17 protein-coding genes are annotated in these 18,285 nt (G+C 44.1%); 8 read left to right on the top strand and 9 right to left on the bottom strand.

Annotated elements, in window-relative coordinates; genetic code table 11:
* Positions 1–11 precede the first annotated feature (11 nt).
* From NYE45_RS14870 to NYE45_RS14860, 3 genes are all read right to left on the bottom strand, one after another.
* Positions 12–620 carry a hypothetical protein gene (locus tag NYE45_RS14870; protein WP_340017261.1) on the bottom strand — a complete coding sequence of 203 codons (609 nt, stop codon included), beginning with the start codon at positions 618–620 and terminating at the stop codon, positions 12–14.
* A gap of 235 nt (positions 621–855) precedes the next feature.
* Positions 856–1,890, bottom strand: a complete 1,035-nt coding sequence (locus NYE45_RS14865; RefSeq protein ID WP_340017260.1) for a ketopantoate reductase family protein — start codon at positions 1,888–1,890, stop codon at positions 856–858.
* Positions 1,891–1,904: 14 nt separating this feature from the next.
* A complete protein-coding gene (locus NYE45_RS14860; RefSeq protein ID WP_340017259.1) occupies positions 1,905–2,651 on the bottom strand; it encodes an acetoacetate decarboxylase in 747 nt (248 codons plus the stop codon).
* Between the two features lie 151 nt (positions 2,652–2,802).
* Between NYE45_RS14860 and NYE45_RS14855 the strand changes: the two genes are divergently transcribed.
* Complete coding sequence (locus tag NYE45_RS14855) at positions 2,803–3,690, top strand: LysR family transcriptional regulator (RefSeq protein WP_340017258.1); 888 nt, start codon at positions 2,803–2,805, stop codon at positions 3,688–3,690.
* Positions 3,691–3,773: 83 nt separating this feature from the next.
* Here the strand turns inward: NYE45_RS14855 and NYE45_RS14850 are convergent, their stop codons facing one another.
* Positions 3,774–5,180 (bottom strand): glycoside hydrolase family 4, encoded by a 1,407-nt coding sequence (locus tag NYE45_RS14850; RefSeq protein ID WP_340017257.1) that lies wholly within the window; start codon positions 5,178–5,180, stop codon positions 3,774–3,776.
* A gap of 197 nt (positions 5,181–5,377) precedes the next feature.
* On the opposite strand from NYE45_RS14850, the gene NYE45_RS14845 reads away from it, so the two are divergent.
* Positions 5,378–6,208: an AraC family transcriptional regulator gene (locus tag NYE45_RS14845; RefSeq protein ID WP_340017256.1), complete on the top strand. Its 831-nt coding sequence runs from the start codon at positions 5,378–5,380 to the stop codon at positions 6,206–6,208.
* A gap of 453 nt (positions 6,209–6,661) precedes the next feature.
* Here NYE45_RS14845 and NYE45_RS14840 read toward each other — a convergent pair whose 3' ends face one another.
* On the bottom strand, positions 6,662–7,588 hold the full coding sequence (locus NYE45_RS14840; protein ID WP_340017255.1) for an ArsR family transcriptional regulator: 927 nt from the start codon (positions 7,586–7,588) through the stop codon (positions 6,662–6,664).
* Between the two features lie 226 nt (positions 7,589–7,814).
* On the opposite strand from NYE45_RS14840, the gene NYE45_RS14835 reads away from it, so the two are divergent.
* Positions 7,815–9,308, top strand: a complete 1,494-nt coding sequence (locus NYE45_RS14835; protein ID WP_340017373.1) for an alpha-N-arabinofuranosidase — start codon at positions 7,815–7,817, stop codon at positions 9,306–9,308.
* A gap of 456 nt (positions 9,309–9,764) precedes the next feature.
* On the opposite strand, the gene NYE45_RS14830 is transcribed toward NYE45_RS14835, so the two are convergent.
* Complete coding sequence (locus NYE45_RS14830) at positions 9,765–10,337, bottom strand: hypothetical protein (RefSeq protein WP_340017254.1); 573 nt, start codon at positions 10,335–10,337, stop codon at positions 9,765–9,767.
* 92 nt (positions 10,338–10,429) lie between these two features.
* Positions 10,430–11,344, bottom strand: a complete 915-nt coding sequence (locus tag NYE45_RS14825) for a DsbA family protein (RefSeq protein WP_340017253.1) — start codon at positions 11,342–11,344, stop codon at positions 10,430–10,432.
* A gap of 134 nt (positions 11,345–11,478) precedes the next feature.
* Between NYE45_RS14825 and NYE45_RS14820 the strand changes: the two genes are divergently transcribed.
* Positions 11,479–11,826, top strand: coding sequence for a helix-turn-helix domain-containing protein (locus tag NYE45_RS14820; protein WP_340017252.1), 348 nt, complete (start codon positions 11,479–11,481; stop codon positions 11,824–11,826).
* A 162-nt stretch (positions 11,827–11,988) separates the two neighbouring features.
* On the opposite strand, the gene NYE45_RS14815 is transcribed toward NYE45_RS14820, so the two are convergent.
* Entirely contained in the window at positions 11,989–12,453 is a 465-nt protein-coding gene (locus NYE45_RS14815; RefSeq protein WP_340017251.1) for an NUDIX domain-containing protein, read from the bottom strand.
* Between the two features lie 111 nt (positions 12,454–12,564).
* Complete coding sequence (locus NYE45_RS14810) at positions 12,565–13,452, bottom strand: LysR family transcriptional regulator (protein ID WP_340017250.1); 888 nt, start codon at positions 13,450–13,452, stop codon at positions 12,565–12,567.
* A 124-nt stretch (positions 13,453–13,576) separates the two neighbouring features.
* Here NYE45_RS14810 and NYE45_RS14805 point away from each other — a divergent pair, with 124 nt between their 5' ends.
* The 4 genes from NYE45_RS14805 to NYE45_RS14790 all read left to right on the top strand — a co-directional run bounded on the left by NYE45_RS14805 (position 13,577) and on the right by NYE45_RS14790 (position 18,263).
* Complete coding sequence (locus tag NYE45_RS14805) at positions 13,577–14,587, top strand: alpha/beta fold hydrolase (protein ID WP_340017249.1); 1,011 nt, start codon at positions 13,577–13,579, stop codon at positions 14,585–14,587.
* A gap of 186 nt (positions 14,588–14,773) precedes the next feature.
* Positions 14,774–16,375 carry a hypothetical protein gene (locus NYE45_RS14800; protein WP_340017248.1) on the top strand — a complete coding sequence of 534 codons (1,602 nt, stop codon included), beginning with the start codon at positions 14,774–14,776 and terminating at the stop codon, positions 16,373–16,375.
* An 88-nt stretch (positions 16,376–16,463) separates the two neighbouring features.
* Positions 16,464–17,354: an ABC transporter permease subunit gene (locus NYE45_RS14795; RefSeq protein ID WP_340017247.1), complete on the top strand. Its 891-nt coding sequence runs from the start codon at positions 16,464–16,466 to the stop codon at positions 17,352–17,354.
* An 18-nt stretch (positions 17,355–17,372) separates the two neighbouring features.
* Positions 17,373–18,263: a carbohydrate ABC transporter permease gene (locus tag NYE45_RS14790; RefSeq protein ID WP_340017246.1), complete on the top strand. Its 891-nt coding sequence runs from the start codon at positions 17,373–17,375 to the stop codon at positions 18,261–18,263.
* Positions 18,264–18,285 lie beyond the last annotated feature (22 nt).

Genomic DNA, 18,285 nt, shown 5'->3' with positions numbered 1-18,285 from the left:
TTTTCACCATTTTACGATATCTGCCCAACAACTTCTGGTAATACTCTTTCGTATTCCTTATATAAAACATAACGATCAACACCTCTGGAAGAGTTAAGTGCTTCATGCGCGTGCTGAATAGCGGTATCGCGGTTTTCTGCTTTGATTTCAATTCCCGCGAGCAATGTTGATCGCATCCACTTTTTCTTAATGGATTGAAGTCTTTCCCGCGCATCTTCACTTTCCCCGTCTTCCAGGAGTAGAATGGTTTCGTAATATGTACGGTAATCCGATAAGCCGATATGAGGTAAAGCTTGCCGAACGGCAAACATATCCTTGCGATATAATCCGTAAGCGGCTTTGAACTGTGCTTGTGTTGTTCTTCGCTTATATTTCTGCATAATTTGCTCCATAACTAGTTCTACCTCATCATCAAGTCTGTTTGCAAAAACATAAATAATGTATGTCCCGGGTGTATTTTGCTGCTTGGATAAAAAGGACTCTAAACGATCTATACGCTTATCAAATACTAAAGGATAAAAAACATGCTTAATAAATGCGATAAGAATGGTAACGACTACAACCCCCACAATCAGAAATAGAGGATATTCGTTTATTTGCATAAACAAGACAAACATCAATACAACCAAATAAAACCCGAATTCCCACCTAGAATACCTCATAATGTATCTCCTTCGAATAGAAAAATAACAAGCAAGTCTATATTATATCAAATTTAATTCCCCTTTTTGTATAATCTTAGGAAACAAAAATCACGAAGAATATTCTATCTGTCGTAAAATCAAACCTGCTAGGATTTACTCATACAACAAAAAAAGTCGCTATAATAGCGACTTTCAATTGAAATAATTAATTTTATTGTTGTGCACTTAATAGTTCTTCAAAAGCTTTTATATTCGTGTCAAAATCAGGAACGGTTTGAGTTTCTTCAGCAGATTTGACCAGTTTTACAACTAAATCATTATAAGGTGTCGCAATTCCGGTACCTTCTGCTCTGCTAGAAACAACCCCGTTAATATAATCAATTTCCGTTTTGCGGTTCTTCTCCAGATCTTGAAGCATGCTTGCTTTGAGCAATCTGGAGGGCTCCATTACGTAACGTAACGTTTTCACCCGTTCAGGGATATCTTCTTCGCTGTTCAGTTCGAGTGAAGCGATGTCGAATCCATTCATTTTAACCAATGTGACCCCATTGGCGCGAGCAACTTTAATCGTCTCGTCCGCAATATGAGCTGCACTTACAATGCCTGCTTCGTGATCAATAATGTCTCCGTATTCCCCATTCAATGCAGCGGATAAACCACTGAATGCATTGTTAATCAGCAATTTGGACCATTTGGTTCCAACCAGGTTATCGGAAATATGTGTTCCACCAACAAGATCCAACACCGATTTCACACGTTGAATTCGTTCGGTGATTTCACCATTTAATTCGCCAATCTGAAAAGCATACTGCTTAAATTGAGTGTACTCGGTTGTCAGACTTGATACACCTGGTTCAATGAACGTAGCGCCAAATTCAACGGAGCCAGCGATGACACGTTTTTCACCCACGATGGACGCCACTTTTTCTTCCGGAATCCCGTTCTGCAAGGAACACACCATACTGTCTTCATTCAAGAATGGAAGTAGTTCCTGAAGGATGGAATCGTTGTAGAGTTGTTTGGTTAAAAGTAATACGAGGTCATATTGTCCTGATTTTTGATCAGGAGTAATGGCTTTTACTTTGGCCTGAAACTCTGTGGTACCCGTTACTTTAGCACCCGTCTGATTTAAAGCATTTACATGTTCCTGATATGCATCAATTAACTCAACGTCAAGTCCACCATCTGCAAGGTATGCACCTACGATGGTTCCCAAAGATCCCGCGCCTACAATTGCAATTCTCATTTTATTTATCCTCCTTATTTTTCTTCCAGGTAGTTATATACAGGTTGTGCTGCGTTTAAGGTTAGGTTGGTAAGGATATGAGAAGCGGACACCACTTCCAACACAGGCAGATCTGCAAGAGGTGCCAACGCATGTTCGAACAGTTGGAGCCGGGCAGGTCCTGTCCAGGCCTCTTTCACTTCGATGTCCGTAATCTGAGTTCGGATCAGATCACATATTCTTAAATTCCCGGTATAGTCGGTAGCAATCTTAATCATAAAATTAGGTCGGCATATTTCACGTTTGGCGAGCTCCTTATCCATCTCCACATGTTTATAGCCCATCGTTGCCGCGGCTACACGCAGCGTTCCATAATCAAGTGTGCCAACAAGTGTATCTGAATCGGTATACAACTTGGGTGCACCCAGCTTTTTCGGATAGGCAGTGAGCTCTCGACCACTCGCAATCGCGGGGAAATTGTCTACGTACATTGAATGCACATAATCGCCTTCCTCCCCATTGAATTGCACAGGGATAACTTGTCCAGCTTCAGTATAAGCACCCAGTCCAGAAACATCCGGCATCCACATCACTTCGAATTTAACCAATGGTTCCGTAATTTCCAGAGGCTCTGGTACGGCTGCCCGCAAAGCTTTTTCATCGGTTCGGTAAATAATATTCAAGTATTCACGATTCACGAATTTGTACGGTGGCATCGGGTATGCCGGTGCCGTTAGGGGTGTATTCAGATTTTTAGCTATGTTATTCACATCGATTTTCATCAAAGACACCTACCTTATAAATTTAGTTGAATTTTGTTATTTAAAATTTGATCCGTATCTCATAAAAAAATTCTACACCAATATTTAAATTTAATATAATACATAATAAGTACTATATATATTTATCAGAATAAATAAGGGGTGCAGATATATGGAATTGCTTCAACTCAAATACTTTCAGACTGTTGCCTATACTGAACATATCTCCAAGGCAGCTGCACAATTGAATATTGCTCAACCTTCCCTAAGCTTGACGATCAAAAGACTTGAGGATGAACTGGGTACTCCCCTATTTCACAGGAGAGGAAGAAACATTCAATTGAATTCCTCAGGTGAGATTTTATTGAAGCACGTCAACCGGATTTTTATTGAAATTGAAAATGCAGAGATGGAGATTAAAGCGAAGGAACAGCAGATCTCCAATACGATCAGGATCTCGATTACCAATACCCGATTCCTCACTGGCCTCATCAGTGACTATATCAACGGTTCCCCCGATACCAAGCTTCATCAAGGCATTGGCACCCGCAGTGAAATTATTACAGGATTGAAGAAAGGCGACATGCATCTGGGCATTACGGGGCATCCGATCCAGGATGAGGAGATTGAGAGTGTTGTCCTGGTTGAGGAGGATATTGTTCTGGTTGTGCCCATGAATCATGCATACGGCGGAGAGACAAGCATCTCATTAAACGTTGTTGCAAATGAGCCCTTTATTTCCCTTGCCGATAATAAGGAGTACAGCCGGTTTACCACCATGCTCTGTGAAAAAGCAGGCTTCCTGCCCAACCTTGCATTTGAGGTCGATTCTCATACTTTGCTTGAAATTATCAGGCTTAATCAGGGTGTCGCACTACTTCCTATCTCTGTATGCAGAACACTGGGGTTACGTTATGTAAAAATTGCTGATGATTCAGCGATATATCCAATTAGCCTCTCCTGGGTCAAACAAAAATGGTTATCTCCTGCTGTTGGGGAATTTCGTGATTTCATTACTTCGTACTATGAAGATCATGCTGGGTTGTTTAAAGCGGAGTAGGATTTATTGTCAAAAAGATAAAAAATAAAGACCACGTTAGTCCCTCTGAAGGCATCGACGTGGTCTTTGATCTTTATCTGTTCTTAGCTATACTGCAGTCTATCCTTGTACCAAACGTCCGGAATCATCTCACGTTCCAGTTCCAACAATTCATGGATGATCTTGTCCGCGTCACTGATGGAATTTACGAGCGGATCAGTGAGCATCGCCCTTCTCAGCTTCTCGTAGCTCTGTTCCAGAACAGCTTCAACCGTAAGCTCATGCGTATCCAGTACAAGTTCTTGCATCCCTCTTATCCCACGCGGCATCTCGCCTACATGGAGCGGTTTCACCCCATCCATATCTACATCGCATAGTAGTTCCAGGAACGAATCCGCATTCATATTGGTTACTGCACCTTGATTGAGCGTATTGATGAAGAATTTTTTGCCCAAATTCCCCACCATATTTTCGATGATATCTGTCGCATGATCCGGTCCAAAAGTACTCATGTAATCGGAAATCGGGATGTTTCCTGCAAGGAAGTCATCGACCTGCTGCCACATCTCATCGTGGCGCTGATACCTGTCCTCTGTCTCCCAGATCGATAATGGCGGGATGGTGTCCGCAGTTTTGCCAAGACCCTGCCAATACCGAACGTATTCCTTCGTATGCGCCGTGCAAGTGGGAATGATTCCGAAAATATCATACAGTTCATAGGTAATCGCATCGTTGAAAAGAGCTTTTGCGCCGCGATCACCGCCATTATTCTCATCACCTGCCAGCTTGCGCATGGCTTCTGCGATTGTAGGCATCACATTTTTTCCTTCATACTCCGCTTTGAGCAGCCAAGTGAAATGATTGACACCAGCGATGCGAAAATCGAATTTCTGGTTGATCTCTTCGGTGAATTGGCTATTGTTTGCAATAATTCCGGCTCGTACAGCGTAATAGGCTTTTTTATGCGGCATATGATGACTATCGCACAGTGCAAACGATTTGAGCTTCGGTGCATAACGATGTAAAGCGATGCCGTGAACGGTAGACGGATTAATATAATTGATCACCCACGCATCTGGACACAGCTCCTCGATGTCTTTGGCACACTCCATGATAACCGGCAGTTCCCGCATCGCACGAAAGATTCCGCCCGGGCCAATCGTATCGCCGGAACACATGCGAATCCCATACTTCAGAGAAACCTGGCAGTCGATGCCTCGATACTTCACCGATTGCTCCGCAAAGCTGAGTACAACGAAGTCTGCTCCCGGAAGCACCTGTCTTCGGTCCACCGAGCCTTCAATCTTTAAGGATACGTTATTCTCCCGAGCGACCCTTTCCGCCAGTGTTACCATTTTTGAAAGTCGTTCCTCGTCCGTATCCACCAAAGCCAGCGTTCCCTGATTCAAGTATGGGGAGTGAACCATCTGCCAGATGGACTGACGACCGAAAAACAGGCTTCCTGCCCCAATAACGACTACCTTCGGATGCTGTGTGCTTGTAGCATTCATTAATAACCCCTCCTCTTAACGATATAAGTTCATTATAGGTGAGTGAGCTGGAATCGGAATGTGCGATAGTTTTCAAAACATGTCATATGGTACGATAATTAACAAGATATAAATCCTTTGGTATGATAGTTAAAAACGTAGGATGTCATAAAGTAGAGAGGAATGAGTTGGATTAGATGCATGCCGAGCCTGTAAATATGAGTATAATTGACGAACTTTCGGAGTATATCACACTTCGCATGAGCTCTTATTTGGAACAAACGCACGACAGTAACTGGACAGAGCACAAGTCTCATTCCGATTATGATCTGTGGTTCATTACAGCAGGCTCCGTCCAGATTACCATCGATGGAATCGAGCATATGGCAGAACCGGGTGACGTCGTGTTTTTTTATCCGGATATGCCCTACACGGCTTCCACGACCGGAGAGTTGTGCCGATTCGTATACATGCACTTTGATTTCAGCATCGCTGAGCAAAAGCGAATTCTGGGCGAGTTTCAACTCCCGGGCATCGTACCTGGCAATCTGATTCAAGAGGAATCAACGCTCTTCACCTCTTCCTATCGAAGATTCAAGCAGAGCAGCGGCGCTTCTGCCAGTCCACTTTACTTGAAAGCCTCTCTGCTTCTCGTCATCGCCAAAATTTTGGAATTACATAGGCAAGGGCTGTATCACGGTGAGTTTCTGAAAGACCGAAAACCGAGGAAGATCGAAGGAAGTCTGGAGGTTCTGCAGAATGTCTTCCCATACGTGGATGCGAATCTGCATCGTGCCATCCGAGTTAACGAGCTTGCGGCCATTGCGGGCGTCTCTGAGAAATATTTTATTTCGTTGTTCAAAAAAATTCTGGGTATCACACCCGGACAGTACATCAATCAGATCAAAATGAACCGGGCCAGAGACTATCTGTACGAGAAAAAATATACGATCCAGCAAATTGCCGGATTTCTGGGCTATCCCGATCCCTTTACGTTCTCCAAAGCATTCAAAAAATTTTACAACGTAGCTCCTTCCAAATTCGAATAACATGCCGCAGACAAACAAAGAGGCAACTGGTCGATCCGGCTGCCTCTTCGTTTTAATTTAACATTAATTATTCATGATTGGGATGTGTGCATCCCATCAGCGTTCCTCATACTCAAAAGGAGCTTCAGTGGAATACATCTCATGGAAAAATCCCTTGTACGGTATATCCTCTTCCAGACATTTCAGGAGCGCGACCATCTTCTCCTTAAGCAAAGAGAGTAATTCAGGTACCAGTTTATCGATATTTTCACCGCTGTAATTGGTAATTGTCCATCAAATGATGTCGGCGATGGATGGGAGTGAAGCCTTTCGATAGCTGATGCATTTTGCCCAGAATTTTGCCGCTATTATAATAGTATTCGGTAAGTGGGACCCTTCACAAACATACAGATAAAGAACGTATGATCCTTTTTGTTCAGATGGTTATACCTTATCCTAAAATTCCAGCTTATTCTAGTCCTTTTTCAACGCGATATCCTCGTAATAGTACCGAATCAAAATGTCCTGATCGTAGTTGCCGAACCCTTTCCCAAACAAGGTAAGTCCGCCCCGACCAGGCAGCCCTTCTTCCGGTCTTAATCCAAACGTCCAGTAGGTGGAAGAATCCAGTTGCAGATCATGGACACGCACATCCGAGATGCGCTGACCATCAATAAACGTGCCCTCCCCGTTAATACGCAGCATTTTCAATACACCATACTGGTTGACATCCAGCTTCCACCATAGTGGCGTATGTTTACCTTTCCGATCTCCGAAATCGCCAGGGCTTGTCCAAGTACCGAGGTCATTGCCATTAAGGGTAAAGCGAATATCTGACGGCCAGTTTTCGTTCACCTTTGGTGCTTCCGAGCTTAATTCAAGGGAAATTTCAATCTCTCGAAGATGCTGATCATTGTACAGATAGTTGGGAATCTTATATTCAAGAAAACCTCGTGCCATCCAAAGGATTCCCGCGTTCACCCGATCCGGGTCCATAAAGCAGGCCGGTGTGTCGTACTGTCCAATCATCTGCGTTGTTGTCGCAATCCCGCAGGTCGGCCAGGCTTCATAATCTGTATACTGACCTACCGGTATGGATATTTCATGGTAGGGAGCATCAACAGGCTCTGGTGACAGGTTAATAGTCATGAACTCTCGTACGATAAAACAGTATTTATAGGTTCCACCATTCTCACGCTTCATGCGACTGCCTACGATGCCTGCTTTTTGTAATTTGCTCACATGTGTACTAACGATAGCTTTGCTCAGATACAGCTCTTTGGCAAGCGCATTGATATGCATCTCCCTGTTTTGCAATAATAAGCGAACGATATTTAAACGGGCCTCGCTGGCGAGCGCCTCATATATGATCAAGGATGAGGAATCCGTGCCAAGCATCATGAACTTCACTTCCCTATCTCTCTAGAATTCAATATATTATTGATTCAGAATTCGCTATTTAGCGAACCCTGTAGAATAAGCTTGCTCAATATAATAGCATTATGATACACATTAGATAACAAATCAATAAGTTGATTTTGCTTTTATGCGAACTCAACGTGAAAATAAGGTTTCTTATACACCTAAAATTAATTCTATGGAGGTTTTCTCATTGCTTACATCCAAAATGCTTATCGATAAAGACTTTCAGATTGCTGAAGTAGATCCGCGTGTCTATGGTTCATTTATAGAACATCTGGGACGGGCCGTATACGGCGGAATTTATGATCCAGGTCATTCTACTGCTGATGCTCAAGGTTTCCGTCAGGATGCCATTGAAGCGATCAAGGCTCTGAACGTACCCATCGTTCGTTATCCGGGTGGCAATTTCGTATCCGGTTACAATTGGGAGGACGGCGTTGGTCCGGTAGCGGAGCGTAAACGCAGACTTGAACTCGCTTGGTGGACGATTGAAACGAATGCAGTAGGAACAAACGAATTTGCAGATTGGGCCAAGCTGGTTGGAACCGAAGTGATGATGGCTGTAAATCTGGGTACTCGCGGCATTGATGCGGCCAGAAACCTGATCGAATACTGTAACCACCCATCTGGCACATACTGGAGTGATCTGCGTATCTCTCACGGTTACAAGGACCCGCATAAATTCAAAACCTGGTGTCTAGGCAACGAAATGGACGGCCCTTGGCAGATTGGTGCAATGACTGCATATGAATATGGCCGTATTGCCAATGAGACCGCCAAAGCGATGAAATGGGTAGACCCGGAAATTGAGCTTGTGGCTTGCGGCAGTTCCAGCCGTGACATGAGTACATTTGCAGATTGGGAAGCAACCGTGCTGGATCTTACCTATGAAAATGTGGACTACTTGTCCCTGCATCAGTATTACAACAATAATAAAGACAACACGTATGACTTCCTGGCGACATCGCTGGATCTGGATCAATTTATTGATAGTGTGGCTTCAATCTGTGATTTTGTACAAGCCAAGAAACGTAGCAAAAAGAAATTAATGCTGTCTCTGGATGAATGGAATGTCTGGAAATCCATCGGCACAAGCCGTATGGAAGAACGGTGGCAGATTGCACCACCAGAATTCGAAGATGTATATACACATGAAGATGCTCTCGCAGTGGGCTGTTATCTGATTACCATACTCAAGCACGCCGACCGTGTAAAAATGGCTTGCCTTGCTCAGTTGATTAACACCATTGCACCAATCATGACGGAAAATAACGGAGCAATCTGGTTCCAGACGACGTATTTCCCATTCATGCACGCATCCAACTTCGGTCGGGGTACGGTGTTGCGATCCATCACAACTTCACCTAAATATGATTCCAAAGACTTTACAGATGTGCCTTATCTCGAAGCGATCAGTGTGCATGATGAAGAGAACGGCACGATCACAATCTTTGCGGTGAACAGACATCTGGATGAGAAATTGGAACTGAATGTGGATCTGCGTTCCTTCGGAGAAACCACATTTGTGGAGCATATCGTATTGGAGAACAACGACTTGAAAGCCACCAATACCAAAGAAAACCCACGTAACGTTGTTCCTCACAACGGCGGATATACAACGGTTGACCAGGGTAAAGTGCAAGCAGTCTTGAACAAAGCATCATGGAACGTGATTCGCCTCAAAACAAAACAGGCATAATAAGAGCGGGATAGAGTTTTCTCCTACTCTGCAACATCAGCATTGTTTTCCACGCCGCGTGCAGCTCCCTGCGCGCGGTGCTTTTTGCTGTATGAGGGTAGTCGGCCCAACTACATAGTTCCAACGTTAGACGTGTGGTGCGTATTGGAAATCTCAGTTTCCATTCCTCGCAACGAACGAATTTAACAAACACAGGAGAAGCTATGCTGCAGAATCAGCCCCTTTTTCACACTATATTTCACATTTTGCAGCGAATAGGGACTGTCATGTTCGTTAGATAAGCAAATAAGCCACCCTCCGTTTGCCGTACGGAGAGCAGCTTGCAGTTAGCATCTAGCGGAGAAGATAAGGAACAGAACAGATCAGAAAGAGATCAGATCACCCCACATACTAGCAATGCTTCCTTCCCAAATGCAACGAAGGTTGTGTTCTATTTCACGATTTTCACTTCAAGTATTATCCTTGTTGTGCTTCCTCTTCACCATCGGTTTCAGCCTGAGCTGCTTGGCTCTGCGGTGTCATCAGCCCTTGAACTGCCCCCATAAATGGCTGAATCTGCTTAATCATGCCATACCCCATTTTGACCACAGGTGTAAACCGCTGGATCATGCCAAACAACCGCATACCCCCGCCTAACATACCTCCAATCGAGCCTGCACCGCCAAAGCCACCTAACAATGAGCCTAGCATAGGCATGAAAGATGATACCTGGGCTTGCCTAGACGTTGAGCGAGACATCGACCGGGATCGTGCTTTCGACTTACGTGTGCTGTTCACCCGTTTACGGTTTCGAGAGGATGCTGTTTTTCTCGTAGCCCCTGCTTTAGGTTTCGTTTTGCGAGCACTGCCTTCAGATGAGGGTGCTGTGATTGCGGCCTGAGTAAGCTTTCCGCCCCCGGTAAGCACTACGCCTGCGCTGTTAACACCAGAGATGTACCCGACGTACGTCTCGCCATTATGAAGAGTCACGCAGACTGGGCGATCCTTGAGCCGTTTCACCCGGACGTGTATTTCATTGGTTTTAGCCATGGAATTCACCTCACTTGACTTGATCTACTTCAGTCTACGCAATGGGTGGACGACTTGCCTGTGCGAATAACACATCCGTGTGACATGGTTCCTCAAATATGCTCAATATACATCTCATTCAAAATATGACCCATACGATATGTGTGCTCTGCCAATTCAGATTTCACATATGAATCAACATCACTCTTTTCGATACTGTACAAGACCTCAATTTCTTTAGAAAAAAGAAGGTGTCCCTCATTGATTTTCTGCTCCAACGAGGTTATCTGTTTGGGTTTCAGATCACCACCGAACACCTGCTGAAGGGCTTGCACATAGGTTTCAAGAGAACGGGCTCCGACAATTTTCATACCCTGGTTCTCTTCATTCACAAGAATAATGGATGGGAAACCTCTAACTCCCAAACTAGCCACACTATCAAAGTCTTCCTCTAATAACTCTTGTGCAGATTGCTCTGCAGCCGCCTCAACCACTTCTTTCCCATTCAAGCCCAGTTGATCGACGATATCCGTCAGCACATCATCTTCTCCAATATTTCGATTAAATGCAAACACGGCTTCACGCGCACGTCTTAAAAAGTCATGCTCTTTACCAGGGTGAGTACTCTGAATAACCTTAAATACACGAGATGGCGGATAGGAAGAAAGTATGGGATTATCGTGCCATAAGGAACCGTCGATGGGCATGCGTGAATGCTCACCTACTTCCTTCCAATGCGCTGCAACGTCCGAAGGCTTCTGAATCCCGTTAGCGCCATCCGAGAAACCATTCCAGTTAGCCAGGAGCCCACCCATTTTAATTTGCATCGTAAAATAATGACCGTATTCCTCAACAAACCGATGAAGCACAGGCTCAAGCGCCCAGCAGTGAGAGCAGATCGGATCTGTTGCGTAATAAAGAGTTATCCTTTTCTCAACGTGATTCAGATTGATTTCTTGCATCGCTTCTTCCTCGCTCACACCACATACGCCTGTTTCCAGATCACACATCATAGATTCGTTACTCACACTTATCCCGCCTTTATCTTGTCTTATGAATTGATTTTCTTGTGTTAGTTTGATTATAATGTCTACAATCTTCTGAACAAGTACGATTCTTTTTCTGACTTAGTATCAAAAAGTATACTATTGGAGGGTATCAAGTGAAATACGAGTTTAATTTCGATCAGTTATGTCCTGCGACTTATGCATTTCAGGTCATTGGAGGCAAGTGGAATCTTCCGATCCTGGCAATCCTCAGTGAAAATGACTGTATACGTTACAATGAATTAAAAAGAAGACTGCCTGGCATTACTGGAACGATGCTAACGAACTGTTTAAAGGATTTGATTCATTACGGCATCGTGCATCGGGAGCAATATAACGAGGTTCCACCGAGAGTGGAGTATTCGCTCACAGCATCGGGCAAGGAATTGGTTCCATTAATTGAATCCATGGTCATGTGGGGTCAGAAAAATATGACAACAGCTGTGAAGGAACAAGAAATATAATATCTGGCCTAATGTAACCCCTTAGCCTAGATGTTCATTTTCGAATCGCTCTGTACACTTTGTTCAACGGCAAAAAGGCTATTTCACTGGACCATCATGTCCTTTGAAATAGCCTTTCCTCTATAAATACAAGACGGCCGCTTGTTTACGACGTGTGCACGTCTAACCATTCAGATCCTCATCTTCTTCATTTCCTAAATACATAATCGTCTTTTCTCCCTCAACCAATCTAATGATCTGCTTTCGTAATTTTGAAGGAAATAAAGGTAGTTCGTTTATATGTTTAATTTCGAGCCATTCATATTCCACTTGGTTTTCGTCACTTGGCAGAATAGAACTATCTTGGTCCATTAAACCTATGTACTCGCATAAAAAAACAAAATCTACACGATGAAGAGCTTCACCGTATACCCCTTCAATGACGAATTCCAATGATAACGGTTCTACGTCTACTCCGATTTCTTCCGCAACTTCACGCTTCACCGCATCGGTTAATGTTTCACCTGCATTCTGGCTCCCACCAGGCAGAATATAGATCACTTCATCATTATCATCCTGCTTCATTGCCAGCATTCTCCCATCTATGATGATCAATGCTTTTGCAGAATTTCTAATCTTTCTCTCCATTGCTAATCCCCCATATATATCTGTATCAAAATGTTGAAGGTTGATTCCATCTCACTTCACCTTCTCCATGAAGAGTATTTTAACATATACGTCTAAACAAATTCTGAACAATCATTTCAACTCACTCTTAGCGACCTGAATGAAAGCAGCCATGGACGGAGATATCCACTTCTCCCGATGCCAGAGCATTTGTGCAGAAAAGGATACATCTGATAAGTCCCACGGTAAAGCAACCAGTTCCCCCTCGCTTAACTCTTTCTTCAAAGCCATTTCAGGTAATAAAGCGATCCCTAGACCAGCCGCAACACATTGTTTAATAGCTTCTACACTATGAAACTCCAGCTCTGTCAGAGCATCTGCACCTTTCTTTGTTATGGATTGGTCAAAATAAGTGCGATACGAACAGTTCTTTTCGGTCAGCAAAAAATGCTGTTTGTGGAAGTCATCAATGACCAACGCGGAACGTGATGCTAACATATGATCGGGAGCAACGACCATTTGAAAGGTCTCATCCTTTAAAAACTCGGAATGAAGGTCTTTGGAAGCAACCGGCTCATCCAATACAAAAACAACATCGGCATGCCCTTCTCTCAGACTTGATTTAAGCTCTTGCCCAGACAACGGGCGGAACAATAACCGCACACCAGGATAGTCCGCTCGGAAGCGTTTGAACAAGGCTGGAAGAAGATATGCACATAGCACTTCGTCTGCTCCGATTACAACTGTTCCCGCCAATTCTCCGTGCTGGCTAGATGATATGCACTTTGCTTCCTCTACATCGTTTAAAATCTTAGTGGCATACGGCAGAAACTGTTTTCCAGCATCCGTTAACACGACCTTTTTGCCTAATCGATCCAACAATTTCACACCGAGCTCTTCTTCCAGCGATTTAATTTGCATGGTTATGGTAGACGGTACATAGCTCAACAATTCAGCCGTTTGATGAAAGCTGCAGGTCGATGCAAGTGTCCAAAAGGTTTTTAATTGGCGTATTTCCATGAATCAGTCACTTCCTATGTTCAAAATAAATGAATGTTATGTTCGATAACGTTTCGTTGAATTGATGATAGACGTATTGTAGAGTGAAATCAAGTTATTACGATATTTTAAGGAGAGTCTAGCCATGAACGATTATGAAACCTATAACCTTGGAGATACACTACTTCAATCGGGACAACAGCTCCCTCAAGCCTTTATCGCTTACAAGACGTATGGAACCTTAAATGCCGCAAAGGACAATGTTATTGTCGTTCCAACGTGGTTTGCTGGACTTCACACAGATAATGCATGGTTGATAGGAGCGGATAAGGCACTGGATCCCAGTCGATATTTTATCGTTGTGCCCAATATGTTGGGTAACGGATTATCGTCTTCTCCCAGCAATACCCCTGCCCCATATGATAAGCAGAATTTCCCCCTCATCTCCATGTATGACAATGTACGTTTTCAGTATCAACTGCTTACTCAAAAGTTCGGTATCACCAAAATCCAACTCGTTGTAGGCTGGTCTTTGGGTGCTATGCAGGTTTTTCAATGGGGAACGAGTTATCCTGAGATGGTCGAACGGATCGCCCCTTTTGGCGGAACGGCAAAGAGCAGACCGCATACACAGCTCGTGTTCGAATCCATGATCGCGGCGTTACAGGCAGATTCGAATTTTAAAAATGGTAGATATGAGCACCCACCGGTTGACGGTCTCGCAGCAATGGGAAGAGCTTATGCTCCATGGGGATTCTCGCAGGCATATTATTTGGAGAAATTGTATCAAACCGAAGGTTACGATACCTTGCAATCTTATGTAGAAGATTACTGGGATCAGGTATTTCTTCCCTTTGATGCTAACGACTTGATTACCATGCTGCGTACAGGAATATATGGCGACATTAGCGATAATCCCGTAGATGACGGCAACTTCGAACAGGCGTTAAGCAAGATCACTTCTGCTGCACTCGTTATGCCAGGATCAAGTGACTTGTTTTTCACGCCAGAAGACAGTGCCTATGATGCTCAACATATACCGAACGCTGTTTTTCAACCTATAGAGTCCAAGTGGGGACACTGCTTTGGGATCGGAGCTAATGAAGCGGATTCACTCGTTATCGATCGTCATCTAAAGCGATTTTTGGAGACATGAGTAAAAAAAGAAGGAGTAAAAAGTAAAAAAAGTGCACAGAACTCTTTAATCTTTTCTCCGCCCCGACTCGAAAGTAAAAAAACATATGGGTTCTCGTCAATAACTTTTATATCCCGTTCCCCCTTTCTCGTTTAGAATATTTTCAAGTAAGCGTTATTGAAATACGACTGATAAGGGGGAAAAGAAATGAACAAGAAAACCAAAACTTTAGTCTTGTCTTTAATCATGTCAACCTTATTGCTCGCAGCCTGTAACAATGGAAGCAGCACGGAGAAAGATGCAACTACGGACCCCGATTCCAACGAGGCTGGAACGACAACCATTCACACCGTGACGTCAGAATACACTTCTGCCAAGTATCCAAAGGGCGATGATATCACAAACAATGTGTGGATTAAGCGCTACAAGGAGAAATTCAATATCGATGTCAAAACAGACTGGGTCAGCGATGAATACGATACAAAACTGAATCTGGCTATCGCATCGAACGATCTTCCTGACGTATTCAGAGTTAATCCATCACAACTGAGACAGTTGGTCGAAGCAGATATGGTCATGGATATTTCCGAGGTCTTTGATCAACACGCTTCAGATCGTCTCAAAGGTTATATGGAAGCGGATGCAGACAGTTACGAATCTGGAAAGAAAGACGGTAAGCTGTACGGCATACCGCAGATGCACTGGGGATTAATTGAACAACCAGACTTCATCTGGATCCGGAACGATTGGAAAGAAGAATTGGGAGTCCAGGATCCGAAGTCTGTGGAAGACATCAAGAATATCGCACTGAAATTCATGGAAAAGCACGGTGGTTATGGTATAGCCGTAGACCAATCGCTGGATTACCTTAACCTGCTCGCCATTGCATGGAATGCGCATCCGGATATGTGGATGGAGGATAACAGTGGAAAATTAGTGTATGGCTCCGTGCAACCCGAGATGAAGAATGCGCTCGCTGAGTGGTCAGAATGGTACAAGCGAGGCATCATTGATCCGGAGTTTGCAATCAAAGACTTTAATGCGATGAACGCGGACATTGTAGCCGGCAAAGTGGGCATGCAACCTTATTACCAATGGTGGGGTTATAATCCGGGTGTCGATACGGTATCCAATCTGGGTAAGGACGCCATCTTCTACCCTTATATCATCCCTACCGTTGATGGGAAAGAAGCAAAACAATCCATTTTCTTCGCCAACAACAATTATATCGTCATGAAAAAGGGATTCAAGAGCCCCGAAGAAGTGATCAAAATTTTGAACGATTATGCTTATATTGTTGATGAAGGCAATGGCAAGGAATCCACAGAAACGCTATCCGCCTTGCTGGACAACGATATTGCCCATGTAGTTGGAGCGTTCCGTGTACTTAATCCGAATTCCGATTACGAGCAATTTGAGGCGGTCTCCGCTGCCCTTCAATCCAAGGATACCAGTGGACTCACAACTTCGGGTATGTGGCAAAAATATAACAACAGTGTGGAATTCATGGAGAATGCTACACCAGGAGCAGTCGGCGACTATTTGCAACAAGGGGCTCCAAAGAATGCGTATGGTCTTGCCAAGAAAGTACTCGACAGCGAGAACTATACCAAGACGGCCCTATGGGGTGTTACGCCAGAAATTCTATCGAGCTACGGCACAACCTTGGATGATATCCTGACCGAAGGCTTCACCAAGATCATTATGGGTAGCGAAAGTATCGATTATTTCGATGTGATTGTCCAGAATTGGCGTGCAGCCGGAGGCGATGACGCAACCCAGGCAGTCAATGAGGCATACGGAAAATAATGAGTCTGTTGCCAAGAAGGGATGGGAATGTTCTCGTCTCTTCTTGGTAACGGTTACAATATATCGCACCAAGAACGGAGGAATACGAATGCTGAGCAAATGGAAGCAGCAGCGTGCTTACCATCTCATGTTGATCCCAAGCCTGGTCCTGGTCTTCATCTTTAGTTACATCCCTTTCTACGGACTTATTATTGCATTTCAGAAGTACAATCCGGGCCTCGGGTTCAACTCGCCATGGGTAGGATGGGATAATTTTAACCACATATTTAATCAGCCGAACTTCGTAAGAACGATCTGGAATACACTGTACATGTCTGTCTTTAAGATTATCGGTGGTATAATCGTGCCCGTTATTTTCGCATTACTGCTCAACGAGGTACTTCACAGTGGAATCAAACGTACATTCCAAACACTTGTCTACATTCCTAACTTCCTCTCTTGGGTCATTATGGCCGGCATCATGCTGGATATCCTTAGCTCCGACGGCATTATCAATACATTTCTAAGTGTATTCGGGATTGCACCGATCTCCTTTCTTGGCACACCTTCTATTTTTCCCTGGACGATGATTGTAAGTGACATATGGAAGGGCTTCGGCTTTGGCACGGTTGTTTACTTAGCAGCCTTAACCAGCATTGACCCGGGACTTTACGAGGCCGCTGTGATCGACGGAGCGAAACGGTGGAAGCAGACCATCTACATTACGTTGCCCCTCCTCATGCCAACGATTGTTTTAATGACTGTATTGTCGCTTGGAAATGTACTCAATGCTGGCTTTGACCAAATCTATAATCTCTACTCCCCTGTTGTCTATCAGACCGGTGATATTATTGATACCTATGTATACCGTCTGGGAATTCAGCAGGCACAGTATTCAATCGGTACCGCTGTCGGATTATTCAAATCCATCATTTCCAGTGTTCTCGTTGCTGTATCGTACATCCTGGCCTACAGGGTGGCTGGTTATCGTATCTTCTAAGAAGGAGGAACTAACACTATGATCTATGACAAAAGTATGAGCAGGCGTTTGTTTCTTATCCTAAACTACATCATATTGCTTCTGATCTCTCTACTCTGTATCCTGCCGTTTATTAACCTGTTGGCTGTTTCATTCAGCAGCAGCGCGGCTGTATCTGCGGGGAGTGTTACGTTCTGGCCTGTGGAATTTACGACAAAAGCCTATGAATTTGCATTAACTGGAGGTTCCTTCTTCTCCTCCCTCTGGGTCGCCATCCAGCGTACCGTTCTCGGAACGTTGGTGAATCTGGTTCTGATCGTGCTCACGGCTTACCCCCTCTCCAAGTCAAAACAAAAATTAATGGGGCGTAATATCTATATGGGATTTTTCATCGTAACCATGTTATTCAGTGGAGGACTAATTCCAACCTATCTCGTGGTCGTCAAAATGGGACTGATCGATTCCATATGGTCTCTGATCCTGCCTGGGGCTCTCCCCGTATTCAGCATGATTATCCTCATGAATTTCATTCGGGGTCTGCCCGAGGAAATTGAAGAATCAGCTATTATCGATGGTGCAGGACCTGTACAAGTATTGCTTCGTATTCTACTCCCGCTTCTCAAGCCCGCTCTCGCAACAGTCGGTTTGTTCAGTATCGTCGCCCACTGGAATTCCTGGTTCGATGGCATTATCTATATGAACAATCCAGCCAATTATCCATTACAAAGCTACCTCCAGACTCTCTTGCAGAGTTTTGAGCAAATCATGCTGAAATCGGGATCAGATTATACGCAGCTGTTATCCATGATGAACGCCAGAACGGGGCGTGCCGCTCAAATGTTCTTGGGTGCCATTCCGATTTTACTCGTGTATCCGTTCTTACAGAAATACTTTACCAAGGGTTTGGTGCTAGGTAGCGTCAAAGGGTGAAACAAGGGGCTTGCAGTTCATA

The sequence above is a fragment of the Paenibacillus sp. FSL K6-1318 genome, from assembly GCF_037976905.1.
GTDB lineage: Bacteria > Bacillota > Bacilli > Paenibacillales > Paenibacillaceae > Paenibacillus > Paenibacillus amylolyticus_A.
Note: the sequence above shows the minus strand (reverse complement) of the source record. Positions and strands in the feature narration are given on the sequence as shown.

Bases quoted from the DNA above. Each gene is read 5' to 3' on its own strand.
- NYE45_RS14865 (WP_340017260.1), bottom strand. From the start codon at position 1,890: ATGAGAATTGCAATTGTAGGCGCGGGATCTTTGGGAACCATCGTAGGT.
- NYE45_RS14860 (WP_340017259.1), bottom strand. From the start codon at position 2,651: ATGAAAATCGATGTGAATAACATAGCTAAAAATCTGAATACACCCCTA.
- NYE45_RS14855 (WP_340017258.1), top strand. From the start codon at position 2,803: ATGGAATTGCTTCAACTCAAATACTTTCAGACTGTTGCCTATACTGAA.
- NYE45_RS14850 (WP_340017257.1), bottom strand. From the start codon at position 5,180: ATGAATGCTACAAGCACACAGCATCCGAAGGTAGTCGTTATTGGGGCA.
- NYE45_RS14845 (WP_340017256.1), top strand. From the start codon at position 5,378: ATGAGTATAATTGACGAACTTTCGGAGTATATCACACTTCGCATGAGC.
- NYE45_RS14840 (WP_340017255.1), bottom strand. From the start codon at position 7,588: ATGATGCTTGGCACGGATTCCTCATCCTTGATCATATATGAGGCGCTC.
- NYE45_RS14835 (WP_340017373.1), top strand. From the start codon at position 7,815: ATGCTTATCGATAAAGACTTTCAGATTGCTGAAGTAGATCCGCGTGTC.
- NYE45_RS14830 (WP_340017254.1), bottom strand. From the start codon at position 10,337: ATGGCTAAAACCAATGAAATACACGTCCGGGTGAAACGGCTCAAGGAT.
- NYE45_RS14815 (WP_340017251.1), bottom strand. From the start codon at position 12,453: ATGGAGAGAAAGATTAGAAATTCTGCAAAAGCATTGATCATCATAGAT.
- NYE45_RS14810 (WP_340017250.1), bottom strand. From the start codon at position 13,452: ATGGAAATACGCCAATTAAAAACCTTTTGGACACTTGCATCGACCTGC.
- NYE45_RS14805 (WP_340017249.1), top strand. From the start codon at position 13,577: ATGAACGATTATGAAACCTATAACCTTGGAGATACACTACTTCAATCG.
- NYE45_RS14800 (WP_340017248.1), top strand. From the start codon at position 14,774: ATGAACAAGAAAACCAAAACTTTAGTCTTGTCTTTAATCATGTCAACC.
- NYE45_RS14795 (WP_340017247.1), top strand. From the start codon at position 16,464: ATGCTGAGCAAATGGAAGCAGCAGCGTGCTTACCATCTCATGTTGATC.
- NYE45_RS14790 (WP_340017246.1), top strand. From the start codon at position 17,373: ATGATCTATGACAAAAGTATGAGCAGGCGTTTGTTTCTTATCCTAAAC.